This is a genomic window from Xanthomonas sp. WHRI 6108, assembly GCF_040202385.2.
Lineage (GTDB): Bacteria > Pseudomonadota > Gammaproteobacteria > Xanthomonadales > Xanthomonadaceae > Xanthomonas > Xanthomonas arboricola.
This window is the reverse complement of record NZ_CP168198.1, coordinates 4,531,502-4,543,824: the sequence shown is the minus strand read 5'-3', so window position 1 is coordinate 4,543,824 and position 12,323 is coordinate 4,531,502. Positions and strand designations below refer to the sequence as shown.

The 12,323-nt window shown below is 66.3% G+C and carries 11 protein-coding genes; 3 read left to right on the top strand and 8 right to left on the bottom strand.

Annotated features, from left to right (window positions below; translation table 11 throughout):
• Positions 1 to 106: 106 nt before the first annotated feature.
• The 3 genes from ABQ039_RS19135 to ABQ039_RS19125 are packed head-to-tail and all read right to left on the bottom strand — an operon-like array spanning position 107 to position 2,750.
• Positions 107 to 877 carry an SDR family oxidoreductase gene (locus ABQ039_RS19135; protein WP_039521219.1) on the bottom strand — a complete coding sequence of 257 codons (771 nt, stop codon included), beginning with the start codon at positions 875 to 877 and terminating at the stop codon, positions 107 to 109.
• Entirely contained in the window at positions 874 to 1,746 is an 873-nt protein-coding gene (locus ABQ039_RS19130; RefSeq protein WP_349778601.1) for an amidohydrolase family protein, read from the bottom strand. Before ABQ039_RS19130 ends, ABQ039_RS19135 begins: the two co-directional genes overlap by 4 nt.
• A complete protein-coding gene (locus ABQ039_RS19125) occupies positions 1,743 to 2,750 on the bottom strand; it encodes an aldo/keto reductase (RefSeq protein ID WP_349778600.1) in 1,008 nt (335 codons plus the stop codon). The genes ABQ039_RS19130 and ABQ039_RS19125 overlap by 4 nt, the downstream gene beginning before the upstream one ends.
• A 356-nt stretch (positions 2,751 to 3,106) precedes the next feature.
• Between ABQ039_RS19125 and ABQ039_RS19120 the strand changes: the two genes are divergently transcribed.
• Positions 3,107 to 4,735 (top strand): family 43 glycosylhydrolase, encoded by a 1,629-nt coding sequence (locus ABQ039_RS19120; protein ID WP_349778599.1) that lies wholly within the window; start codon positions 3,107 to 3,109, stop codon positions 4,733 to 4,735.
• A gap of 100 nt (positions 4,736 to 4,835) precedes the next feature.
• Here the strand turns inward: ABQ039_RS19120 and ABQ039_RS19115 are convergent, their stop codons facing one another.
• The 3 genes from ABQ039_RS19115 to ABQ039_RS19105 form a co-directional block, all read right to left on the bottom strand.
• Positions 4,836 to 5,039 carry a hypothetical protein gene (locus ABQ039_RS19115; RefSeq protein WP_016901788.1) on the bottom strand — a complete coding sequence of 68 codons (204 nt, stop codon included), beginning with the start codon at positions 5,037 to 5,039 and terminating at the stop codon, positions 4,836 to 4,838.
• A 3-nt stretch (positions 5,040 to 5,042) separates the two neighbouring features.
• Positions 5,043 to 5,606: a TlpA disulfide reductase family protein gene (locus ABQ039_RS19110; RefSeq protein WP_349778614.1), complete on the bottom strand. Its 564-nt coding sequence runs from the start codon at positions 5,604 to 5,606 to the stop codon at positions 5,043 to 5,045.
• A gap of 496 nt (positions 5,607 to 6,102) precedes the next feature.
• A complete protein-coding gene (locus ABQ039_RS19105) occupies positions 6,103 to 7,023 on the bottom strand; it encodes a DUF4424 family protein (RefSeq protein ID WP_349778598.1) in 921 nt (306 codons plus the stop codon).
• Positions 7,024 to 7,086: 63 nt separating this feature from the next.
• Here ABQ039_RS19105 and ABQ039_RS19100 point away from each other — a divergent pair, with 63 nt between their 5' ends.
• Entirely contained in the window at positions 7,087 to 7,665 is a 579-nt protein-coding gene (locus tag ABQ039_RS19100) for a hypothetical protein (RefSeq protein ID WP_374057823.1), read from the top strand.
• Between the two features lie 82 nt (positions 7,666 to 7,747).
• On the opposite strand, the gene ABQ039_RS19095 is transcribed toward ABQ039_RS19100, so the two are convergent.
• Positions 7,748 to 8,416, bottom strand: a complete 669-nt coding sequence (locus tag ABQ039_RS19095; RefSeq protein WP_016901792.1) for a response regulator transcription factor — start codon at positions 8,414 to 8,416, stop codon at positions 7,748 to 7,750.
• Between the two features lie 255 nt (positions 8,417 to 8,671).
• Complete coding sequence (acs, locus tag ABQ039_RS19090) at positions 8,672 to 10,615, bottom strand: acetate--CoA ligase (RefSeq protein WP_349778597.1); 1,944 nt, start codon at positions 10,613 to 10,615, stop codon at positions 8,672 to 8,674.
• A 294-nt stretch (positions 10,616 to 10,909) separates the two neighbouring features.
• Between acs and ABQ039_RS19085 the strand changes: the two genes are divergently transcribed.
• Complete coding sequence (locus ABQ039_RS19085) at positions 10,910 to 12,292, top strand: DcaP family trimeric outer membrane transporter (protein ID WP_039521213.1); 1,383 nt, start codon at positions 10,910 to 10,912, stop codon at positions 12,290 to 12,292.
• Positions 12,293 to 12,323 lie beyond the last annotated feature (31 nt).

Here is a 12,323-nt window from a genome sequence, read left to right as displayed (position 1 = left end):
TGCATCGGGTGGATAAGGACGGCGTGCTCAAATCAAGCCACTACAAGTCGCATCCGGCACTGGCCGCCCACGTTACGGTGCGCGGCACGGCGGTGCGTTGCCGCGCTCAGTTGGACCAGCCGCCATCGATGATGTGGGTCTGGCCGGTGGTGAACGACGATTCGTCCGAGGCCAGGTACACCACCAGCTGTGCGATCTCGCGCGGGTCGCCCAGGCGGCCCATCGGCTGGCGGTCGGTGAAGCTCTTCCACACCGCCTGTTCGTCGCCGCCCAGCGCCTTGACGCGCTGGCCCAGCGACGGCGTCTTGATGGTGCCGGGGCAGATCGCGTTGCAACGCACGCCCTGGGCCACGTAATCGGCGGCAATGGCCTTGCTCAGGCCGATCACGGCGGCCTTGGTGACGCCATAGACGAAGCGGTTGGGCACGCCCTTGATGCTGGAGGCCACCGAGGACATGTTGATGATGCTGCCGCGGCCGCGTTCGAGCATGCCCGGCAGCACCGCCTTGCAGGTGTAGTACATCGCATCGACGTTGATCGAGAACGAGCGCCGCCAGGCCGGCTCGTCGCAATCGAGAATGCTGCCCTGGTGCACGAAGCCGGCGCAGTTGAACAGCACATCGAACGGGCCGTGCGCCGCGACCAGCGCGGCAACCGCCGCCGCGTCGGTGACATCCAGCAGCTGGGTGGTGATGGCCTCCGATTCGGCCGCCAGCGCCTGCAGGGCAGCGGCGTCGATATCGGTGGCGATCACCTGCGCACCGGCGCGTGCGCAGGCCAGTGCGCTTTCGCGGCCGATGCCGGCGCCAGCGGCGGTGATCAGGCAGCGCTTGCCATGCAGGCGGTCGTTGGGAGTTGCAGGGATCGAGACAGTCATACCGAAGAGGTTCCGTAGGTGGGGGCCGCCGGCCGTGGCAGACGATAGAACGTGCGTGCGTTGTCGCCGAACACTGCTCCGGCATGGCCGTCGGCGTATGTGGCGACCAGCTGCTGTGCGATGTCGAACCACTGCGCGTAATCGGCACGTTGGGTCAGCACCGGCCAGTCGCTGCCCCACAGCACACGCTGCGGGCCGAAGCGTGCGAACAGATGCGCGACATACGGTGCCAGCGCCTCCACGCCGGCGCCGCGCGCTGCTTCGGTGAGCAGGCCGGAGAGTTTGCAGTGCACATTGGGATGCTGGGCCAGCGCGGCCATGCCTGCGGCCCAGGCGACGAATTCGCCTGCGGCGATCTGCGGCTTGCCGCCGTGATCGATGACCACGCGCAGCTGCGGATGGCGCTTCAGGCGTGCCTGCAGCGCCGGCACATGCACGCTGCGGATCAGGGCGTCGAAGGCCAGGTCGTGCGCGAGCAGGGCGTCGAAGGCAGCATCCAGTTCGGGCTGGGCCAGCCATTGCACATCGGCGATGTCCTGCACCATCGGGCGCAGGCCCTTGAGCACGCCGCCGCCGGCCTGCACCAGCGCGTCGATGCGTGCGGCGGCATCGGGCGCGGCGAAATCGACCCAACCGACCACGCCGGCAATACGCGCATCGGCGCGCGCCAGCTCGAACAGGTAACGGGTTTCGGCCTCGGTCGCGGCGGCCTGCACCACCACCACGCTCTCCATATCGGCAGCGTCCAGCGCCTGGCCGATATCGGCGGGGCCGAAGTCGCGATACAGCGGCGCCAGCTCGGGCGTCAGCCAGTGGTAATCGCCACGGGCCAGCTGCCAGAAATGCAGGTGTGCGTCGATGCGGCTCATGGCGTGGGCAGGTCCGCGTCGAGCAGGCCGCCATCGCGCAGGCGCTGCCACAGTGCCGGTGCGATCGGCGCCTGCAGGCGCGCGGCGGCTGACTGCACCTCGGCCACCGTCCGCATGCCGGCCACCACCGTGGTCACCGCCGGATGTGCCAGCGGAAACTGCAACGCCGCCGCGCCGATATCCACCTCGAATGCCGCGCAGGCCGCGTACAGGCGCTGCGCATGCTGCAGGGTGGCGACGTCGACCGGGGCGTAGTTGTAGGTGGCGCCGGGGCCGCGTGCGTCGCTGAGCAGGCCGGAGCTGTACGGGCCGGCCGACAGGATCGCCACGTTGCGCTGCTGCGCCTGCTCGAGCAGGGCGCGGGCGCCGTGCTGTTCCAGCAGCGTGTAGCGGCCGGCCAGCATCACGCAGTCGAGCGGAAAGCGTGGCAGCACCTCCAGTGCCACGTCCTGCTCGTTGACGCCCAGCCCGATCGCACCGCAGGCACCAGCCGCCTTCAGCTCCGCCATCGCCGGCAAGGCCTCCTCCAAGGCCTGGCGCAGCACGTTGGCGTGGTTATCGCCGTGGGTCAGCGCACCGATGTCGTGCAGCAGCAGCACGTCGATGTAGTCGGTGCCCAGGCGCTCCAGGCTGGAAGCGAACGCGCGCCGCACGCCGTCGGCGCTGTAGTCGAACTCGGCGCGGCGGCCCGCCACCGCAAAGCCGTCGCGCCCGGCGGCTGCCTGCGCATCGTCGTAGATGCAGCGGCCGACCTTGGTCGACAGCGTATAGGCGCCGCGCGGCACGCCGGCCAGGCCACGGCCCAGGCGGGTCTCGCTCAGCCCATAGCCGTAGTAAGGCGCGGTATCGAAATGGCGGATGCCGGCCTGGAAGGCCGCTGCCACGGCGGCCAGTGCCTGGTCTTCAGCGACCTCGGCATACAGGTTGCCGATCGGCGCGGCGCCAAAGCCCAGTGCCGAGAGCTGCACGTCGGTCTTGCCCAGACGCTGCCGCGCAAGGGTCACGCTGCACGCTCCGCGCAGCTGGCGGTCGCCGAACAGGTGCTCACGCAATCGTTGAAGCAGTCACTGGGCATCGCAACGTCCACCAGCCGGCCGGTGCCGGACTGTTCGCATATGAATATCGCAATCATAAGTGAACAGATCACGCTGCAGTGCAGCATCGTAGCTGGCGGCGTTCAGCACGTGGGTTCTGCATGGATTCCAGCACCTTGTCCGCGCGCAAGCTCCGCACGCCGTGGCAGCTGATCTATGTCGAAATCCGCAGCTGGCATGAGCGCTTCCTATAACGCCGCCTGCGCGGTTGCCCCGGTCCGATACCTGGGGCTAGATACCAGCCCGTCCCGCACGAACGCGCACCCATGCCAACCACCACCCGCCGGGACCTGTTCAAGGTGCTTGCCGCCGGCGCCGTCGTCGCCCCGCTGTCGCCGGCCGCACTGGCGGGCGACGCGCGCGCGGCCTGCACCGGCACCCCGCTGTGGGCGCGCGGTATCGAAGGCCAGCGCAAGGCAGACCTGGGCAACGGCACTTACCTCAATCCCATCGTGGCCGGAGATCACCCCGACCCCACCATCCTCAAGGATGGCGACGACTACTACATGACGTTTTCGTCGTTCCTTTCCTATCCGGGCATCGTGCTGTGGCATTCCACCGACCTGGTCAACTGGACGCCGCTCGGCCCGGCGCTGCGCAAGCAGCTGGGCACGATCTGGGCACTGGACCTGTGCAAGCACGATGGCCGCTATTTCATCTATATCCCGGCCAATCCGGACGACACCGGCTGGTCGATCTTCGTGATCTGGGCCGACGACATCCGCGGACCCTGGAGCGACCCGATCGATCTGCAGATCGCCGGCTGCATCGACCCCGGCCATGTGCTGGGCGAGGACGGCAAGCGCTACCTGTTCGTCAACGGCATCCGCAAGGTGCGCCTGCGCGACGACGGCCTGGCCACCGACGGGCAGGTGGAACCGGCCTACGCGCCCTGGCGCTATCCCGACGACTGGATCGTGGAGAACTTTGCCCCCGAAGGCCCCAAGCTGACCTGGCACGATGGGTGGCTGTACCTGGTCACCGCGGTCGGCGGCACCGCCGGTCCGGTCACCGGGCACATGGTCATCGCCGCGCGTGCGCGCTCGGTGCATGGGCCATGGGAGCACTGCCCGCGCAACCCGCTGGTGCGCACCCAGTCCGAACAGGAGCCGTGGTGGTCGCGCGGGCATGCCACGCTGGTGGAAGGGCCGCGTGGCGACTGGTGGATGGTCTATCACGGCTACGAAAACGGCTTCCGCACGCTGGGCCGGCAGACCCTGCTGGAGCCGATCGAGTGGACCGCCGATGGCTGGTTCCGCGCCACCGGTGGCGATCTGTCCAGGCCATTGCGCACGCCTGCACGCGCAAACGCCACCGGCAACGCGGCGCTCAGCGGTTTCGCCTTGTCGGACGATTTTTCCAGCGACAGGTTCGGCACCCAATGGAGCCTGCATGCGCCCGGGCCCGGCGAACAGGCGCGCGTGCAACGGGCAGATCGGTCGCTCACGCTGGCCTGTTCCGGCAGCTCGCCGGCCGACAGCGCGCCACTGACCTGCGGCGTGCCCGATCGCGGCTACGTCGCCGAGGTCACGCTGGAACTCATCGGCAATGCCGAGGGCGGCCTGTTGCTGTTCTACAACCACAAGGCCTTCGTCGGCATCGGCGTTACGCCCGACACCATCAAGACCTACGAGTATTCAGAAGAACTGGTGTGGGCACGCGCGCCCAACACGCACCGACGCATCCGCCTGCGTCTGAGCAACGAGGCGCACGTGGTGACCTTCGACTATTCGTTCGACGATGGCCGGCAGTGGATCCGCCACCCGACGCGCATGGAAATGTCCGGCTTCCACCACAACGTATTCGGCGGCTTCCTGAGCCTGCAGCTCGGCATCTACGCCGCACAGCAGGGCGCAGTGGTGTTGCGCGATTTCCGCTATCGCGCGCTGCGCTGAGCGCGGTGCTGCCGGCAAACGGCGGGGCCCGGGGGGACCCCGCCGTCAGACCTACAGCGACCGACCAAGCGTAACTGCGCAGTAGGTGTGATAACCGCTGTCAGCCGCAGCAGTAGCAGACGTTGCCCTGCCCCAGGTCGCCGCCAAACTCCGGACATTCGGCTTTGCAGGCCCACGCACTACACGATTCGGTCTTCGGCTGCGCGTTATCGACCGCCATCACCTGGAACGCACCGAAACCGGTACTGGCCAGGAACGTGGCCGCCATCAACGCCGTCCGCAAGGTACCCCAACGCTTCTTCATGCATTACTCCTTCACCGTTGCCAAAGCCGCTGGCGCATCCGTGCGGCGCAAGGCGGCGACCAGGTCCTGCACCTGCTCCGTGGTATCGAAGACGCCAAGACGGGAATGGCGCACGCGCCCCTGCCCGTCGATGGCCATCAGCAGTGGCACGTTGCGCGCGCGAAACAGCATCAACGCGCGACGATCGGTCAACGTGACCACAGGGAAATCGAAGCCATGCACATGCGCATAGCGCGCAGCCTGCGTCGCATCGCACTGGCACACGCCGAACAACTGCGGACGGCCGGGCAGATTGGCCTGCAGCTGCTGCGCCGCACGCAGCACGGTAGGGGCAGAGCGCTGGCAATACGGGCAAGTGGTGGTGAAGAAGAACAGCAGCTGCGCCTGTCCCTGCGGCACGCCGAGCAGATGGCGCTGGCCGGCGGTATCGGTGACTTCGATGCGCGGCACGTACATGCCGTCATACGGCGCGCTGATGCGGGCCTGCAGCAACTGCTGCTGCGCGCGCAGCTGCTTGTTCTGCCATGCCAGCACGGCGATCAATGCACAGGCAATCAGCAGCCCGATCCAGAGCCAGGGGAAACGTCGCGCCATGCCAGCTCCGTTAGCGTCATCAAGCCCGAGCCTTGCCCAGGCATGAGCTGATGGTCAATGGTGATATCGACAACTGCGATGTCGCGCGGTGCGGGGGTGTGGAAGCGGTCACGCCGCTGCGCTTGGGCTTGCCAGTGGCGCAGCGGTCGGCAGGCAGCGATTGCGCAACTGTGGTGTGTCGATCAACCGCAGTGCGCCGTGTCTGCGTGGCACGCAGCACCATCCGAACCATCGATAAAACAGTGCCTGCAATGACTGCGCGTGTTCCTTGCGATCAGTGGCTGCAAGCGTTGCCGCCGTCATCTGATTCTTGCCGCTGGCACCGACCATTGCCGACCGATGACGCGGCGCCCTGCCGCCAGGCGAACACAAGCGGTTGCGCGATCAACCAGCGCTGATCTGCAGCGCGTCTGCAACGCGCCGACAGCAGGCAGACGCGCGTTCGGCCTGCGGGTGCTGGCCCCGCCGGTCACTCGATGCCGCGCACGAACAGCAGCTCCAGATCGCGCATCGGCACGAAGTCGGCCTGCCTGAACTGGAAGGTCAGCGGATCGATCTTCTTCAGCGCGCCGTCGAAGCACAGGCTGAGGATGTCGCTGGCGTTCTGCTTGCGGATGGTCAGCTGGAAGTCCTTGATCGGGCCGTTCCAGTTCTTGCCGGTGGTCAGCACATAACGCAGGTTGGCCCAGCCCAGGCCGTGCGCACCCTCGCGCCGCTGCATGCTGGCCTTGGTGGCCGGTTCGATGCAGGTGCGCTTTGCATACGACTCCAGCAGGAACGCGCTGCCCTGCGGCACGCCGGTGGACAGGCTGGGCGCGTAGGCATGCCGGATCTGCACGCTGCCCCGTGCCGGGAAGACCTGTTGCCAGACGAAGTACTCGCTGAGCGTGAAGCGCGGTTGCTGGTCCCGGTCGATCCAGCGCGCCGGCAACGGCGTGCGCCCGGTCGGCACGTTGCCCGATTCGGCGAACGCGGCGATATCGTCGGTGCTCCAGCCGGTGGCGGCGAATGCCTTGGAGATGTCGCTGCCATCGTCCAGCAACACCACCAGCTTGCGCGTGGTGGTCACCGGTTTGCCGTCCACCCACAGGTTGAACTCGGTCAGTTCGCTGTGATCGGCCATGCCGAAATACATCGGCGGCATCGGGAAGGCGATCGGCACGCTCAATGCGCGCGCGCTGTGGTTGGTGAACACGTAGTCCACCTGCACGCGCTCCTCGCTGAGCAGCAGCGCTTCCTTGTCCATGCTGATATCGGGCTGATGCAACAGCCGGATGGTGCCGTTGTCGTCGCCGAAGCTGCTGTCGTTGGCCTGCGCACTGCCGCAGCCGAATACGGCCAGCGCAAGGACCAACCCGAGCGGGCCGCGCGGAAAAGAGAGTGGCTGCATGGATCCCCTGGCACTGGCACGCACCGACGCGCCGCAGGCGCACAGCATGCCACGCACCTGCCGATGCCGCAGCGCGGGCATGCATGGCATCAACTGTGCATGGCGTACAGTCGCACGCCCTGCGCACTCCAATCCCACGCTCCGATGCCTTCCTACGTTTCCCTGCTGGCTGTCGCCGCCTGCCTGATGCTGCCACTGCAAGACAGCCTCGCTGCTGCGCCCGATCGCAGCCAGCCTGCCGCCGTGGTCTCAAGCTGCACCGCCGATGCGTACAGCAGCTGTCCGCCCTGGATGCCGTCGCAGCGTGAGATGCGCACGGTGCTTGCCGATTACTTCTGCGAGGCCGCCGATCGCGGGCTGGTTCGGCCACGCGTCAGTCGCGTGGTGCGCGCGGAGACCTCGCAGGTCACCTGCGCTGCCCTGGGGCCGGAAACCAATTCCAATATCGTGTGCGGAGGCGACATGCATTTCATCGGCCCCGACGGCCGCACCGATTTCGTCACCTTCAGCCCCACCATGCATCGCCAGGACGATGGGCGCTATGCGATCTATGAAGGCGAGGACGAAAACGAAAACGCGGTGTGGCATGTGCCCTCGCCGCAAAGCGCGTCGAAGGTCTGCACGGGCCAGCCGTTGCGTTGATTGTCCTCTGCGGTGGTGACCTCACGCGCCGCTTCGCTGCGGCGATCGGCCTTCGTTTTCGCAGGCCGGCTGACGAACGCGCTCAGTCTTCTTCGGGCGGCGGCAGCACGATGCCGTCGGCATCGATGGCGAGCTTGCCAGCCATCAGCACCGCCTGGGTGCGGTTGGTGACGCCGAGCTTGCGCAGGATCGCGGTGACATGCGCCTTGATGGTGGCCTCGGACACGCCCAGGTCGTAGGCGATCTGCTTGTTGAGACGCCCGGCGCCGAGCATCTGCAGCACGCGGAACTGTTGCGGAGTGAGATCACGCAGGCGCTGGCCCACTTCGCGTTCTTCGCTGTCGGTCGGCGGCAGGTTCTGCGCTTCGGCCGGGATCCAGCGCTCGCCATCGAGCACCGTGGCCAGGGCGCGGCCGATGGTGTCCGAATCGGCGGACTTGGGAATGAACCCGAACGCGCCATGGTCGATCGCACGCCGCATCACCGTCGGCTCTTCGCGTGCCGACACCACCACCACCGGCAACTGTGGATGCAGCGAGCGCATATGCACCAGCGCGCTGAATCCCTGCGCGCCCGGCATGTTGAGATCCATCAACAGCAGATCGGCATCCGGTTGCGCATCGGCCAGGGTGTACAGCGCATCCACCGTGTCGGCCTCGAACAACTGCACCCCCGGCATCACGCGCTGCACAGCCCCGCGCAAGGCCTCACGGAACAGGGGATGGTCATCGGCGATCAGCAGGGTGGTCATTGAGGGGCTGGGAATCGGGAATTGGGAGTGGGGAATCGCAAAGGCAACAGCGAAGGCAGCAAGGCAAGCAACAGCAAGACGGCGACGGCGAGGTAATGGCGACGTCAGTGTGACGGGGTTGAAAATCAAGATCTTCACTGGAGAGGAGTGGACCGGGGACCGCTTTTACGAGTCCCCAATCCGAACATTTACTCCCCGCTCCTCAGGGAACGGCTCTAACCATTCCCCAATCCCGATTCCCCATTCCGACGCGCGTCAGCGCGCCAACCGCTCGCTCACCAACGAATCCACCACCGACGGATCGGCCAGGGTCGAGGTGTCGCCGAGTTGATCGGGTGCGTTTTCGGCGATCTTGCGCAGGATGCGGCGCATGATCTTGCCCGAGCGGGTCTTGGGCAGGCCCGGTGCCCATTGCAGGTGATCGGGTGAGGCGATCGGGCCGATCTCCTTGCGCACCCAGCTCACCAGTTCCTTGTGCAGTTCCTCGCTCGGGGTTTCGCCAGCGATCAGGGTGACATAGGCATAGATGCCCTGGCCCTTGACGTCGTGCGGGAAGCCGACCACGGCCGCTTCGGCGACCTTCGGGTGCGAGACCAGCGCGCTTTCCACCTCGGCGGTGCCGATGCGGTGGCCGGACACGTTGATCACATCGTCCACGCGGCCGGTGATCCAGTAATAGCCATCGGCATCGCGGCGGCAGCCGTCGCCGGTGAAGTAGCTGCCCGGATAGGTGCGGAAGTAGGTGTCGATGAAACGCTGATGGTCGCCATAGACCGAGCGCATCTGGCCCGGCCACGAATCCAGCAGCACCAGGTTGCCTTCGGTGGCGCCTTCCAGGATCTTGCCTTCGGCATCCACCAGTGCCGGCTGCACGCCGAAGAACGGCAGGGTGGCCGAGCCCGGCTTGAGATCGACCGCGCCGGCCAGCGGCGAGATCAGGATGCCGCCGGTCTCGGTCTGCCACCAGGTGTCCACGATCGGGCAGCGGCTGTCGCCGACCACCTCGTAGTACCAGCGCCAGGCTTCCGGATTGATCGGCTCGCCGACGCTGCCGAGCAGGCGCAGGCTCTTGCGCGAGGTCTTCTTGACCGGCTCCTCGCCATCGCGCATCAGCGCGCGGATCGCGGTGGGCGCGGTGTAGAAGATGCTGACCTTGTGCTTGTCGATCACTTCCCAGAAGCGCGACACGTTCGGGTAGTTCGGCACGCCTTCGAACATCACTGCGGTGGCGCCGTTGGCGAGCGGGCCATAGACGATGTAGCTATGGCCGGTGACCCAGCCCACGTCGGCGGTGCACCAGTAGATGTCGTCCTCGCGCAGGTCGAACACCACTTCATGCGTGTAGCTGGCAAACAACAGGTAGCCGGCGGTGGTGTGCAGCACGCCCTTGGGCTTGCCGGTGGAACCGGAGGTGTAGAGGATGAACAACGGATCTTCCGCGTTCATGCGCTCGGGTTCGCACCCGGCCGGCTGGCCGTCGACCACATCGTGGAACCAGCGATCGCGCGGTGCCTGCATCTCCACCGCACCGCCGGTGTGGCGCACCACCAGTACCGTTTCCACGGTGTTGGTGCCGGGCAGTTTCAGCGCCGCATCGACATTGGCCTTGAGCGGAATCTTCTTGCCGCCGCGCAGGCCTTCGTCGGCGGTGATGATCAGCTTGCTCTGGCAATCGACCACGCGGTCGGCGATCGAGTTGGCGGCAAACCCGCCGAACACCACCGAGTGCACCGCACCGATGCGCGCGCAGGCGAGCATGGCCACGGCGGCATCGACGATCATCGGCAGATAGATGGTGACGCGGTCGCCCTTCTTGACGCCGAGATTGCGCAGCGCATTGCCGAGCTTGCAGACGCGCTCGTACAGCTCGCGATAGGTGACCGGGTAGGACTGCGCGTCCGGGCTGTCGGGTTCGAACAACAGCGCGGTCTTGTCGCCGCGCGTGGCCAGCTGGCGGTCCAGGCAGTTGACGCTGGCATTGAGCTCGCCATCACCGAACCAGCGGATATGGAAATCGTCCAGCGCGTAGCTGACGTCCTTCACCTGGGTGGGTTGCTTGAACCATTCCAGCCGCTGCGCGGCCTTGCCCCAGAATTGCTCGGGGTGTTCGATCGATTCGCGGTACAGCGTTGCGTACTGCTCGCGCGTAATGCGCGCATCGGCGGCGAACGCGGGATCGACGGGATAAACATCAGCCATGGCACCCTCACTTGCGATGAACTTGTCGGAAGAGGACGTTGCGGCTGCCCTCGGTAGGCAATCAGTGTGCCGCATCCATTCTGTCCCGGCGTTCAACCGCGCCTTAGACCTTGGTCTTAACCGCCGCAGCGCGCGATCGGCAATCGGTTGCCGGCCCTGGTGCGACGATCGGTCACCTTGCGGAATGCTGCGTTGCAGCTACGACCAAAGGCGAATAGGCTCCAAAGCGCGGACTGCCTCACGCTCCGCACAGCATCGCCATCAAGCGCGAGGCCTTATCGGGGAGAGGGGTCCATGACACACCGTACTGCACCGTTGGTGCGCCATCCGCTGGCGGCTGCCTTGTTCGTGGCGAGCATCCTGCCGGGCGTGGCGTTCGCGCAGACCGCCAAGGAAAAGGCGCTGGAAGCACGCATTGCCGAGCTCGAGCGTCAGGTCCAGCTGCTGGTGTCGGCGCAGCAACAACAGCAGGGCCAGATCACGCAGACGCAGACCCAGGTGACCGAGGTGCGCGCCGCGCAGGCACAGGCACCGGCCGCGCCTGCAGTGCCGGCCGGCAAGCGGCCGATCCAGCTGACCAGCATCACACCGAACGCAGCGGCGGGGACAACGTTCCGTTACGGTGGTTTCATCAAGGCCGACTTCATGACCACCCGCACCTCCGACGGCGCATTGCCCGAAGGCGCGGTGGGCCGTTACCTGTATATCCCGACCCAGACGCCGGTCGGTGGCCAGGCCTCGAGCACCGATACCGACTTCCATGCCAAGTTCTCACGCTTCAACCTGGGCGTGGACACCGTCACCGAAAACGGTGACAAGATCACCGGCTTCATCGAACTGGATTTCTTCGGCAACGCGCTGGCTAACCAGGTCAACAATCTGTACGGCGGCACCTTGCGCCACGCCTACGTGAGCTGGAACAACTGGCTGGCCGGCCAGACCTGGTCCAACTTCATCGATTCCACGATCCTGCCCGAGGCCGCCGACATCGTCGGGCCGACCGACGGCGCGCTGTTCAGCCGCCAGACCCAGATCCGCTACACCCGTGGCGCCTTCAGCGTGTCGGCGGAAAATCCCGAGACGCTGACCACGCCCTACCAGGGCGGCAACACCATCCTGGCCTCCGACCACGGTGCGATGCCGGACCTGACCGCGCGCTACAACTGGAAGGGCACCTGGGGCACGTTCGGCCTGTCGGCGATCGCGCGCCAGTACCGCACGCGCAGCGCGCTGACCAACGACACAGACTTCGGTGGCGCGATTGCCGGTGGCGGCCGCTGGATCATCAATTCCAACAACGATCTGCGCTACCAGCTCAGCTACGGCGAGGGCCTGGGGCGCTATCTGGGCCTGGGCAACGGCTCGGATGTGGAGATCGACATGGACGGCAATATCCAGACCGTCAGCACGATCGCCGGCTGGGTGGCCTGGCGCCACGATTACAACGCCAAGCTGCGCAGCACGATCATGTATTCGCGGGTGAACTACGACCACGACATCGCCAATACCGGCGCGCTTGCGAGCAAATCGCAGCAGAGCATCCGCGCCAACGTGTTCTATTCGCCGCTGCCCAAGGTCGATGTGGGCGCGGAGCTGATGTATGGCCGTCGCGAAGCCGAGAACGGCGACAGCGGCGACATTTCGCGCCTGCAATTCACCACCAAGTACAGCTTCTAGTTTCTGCCACCGGCGGCTCGTTCCACTGCGG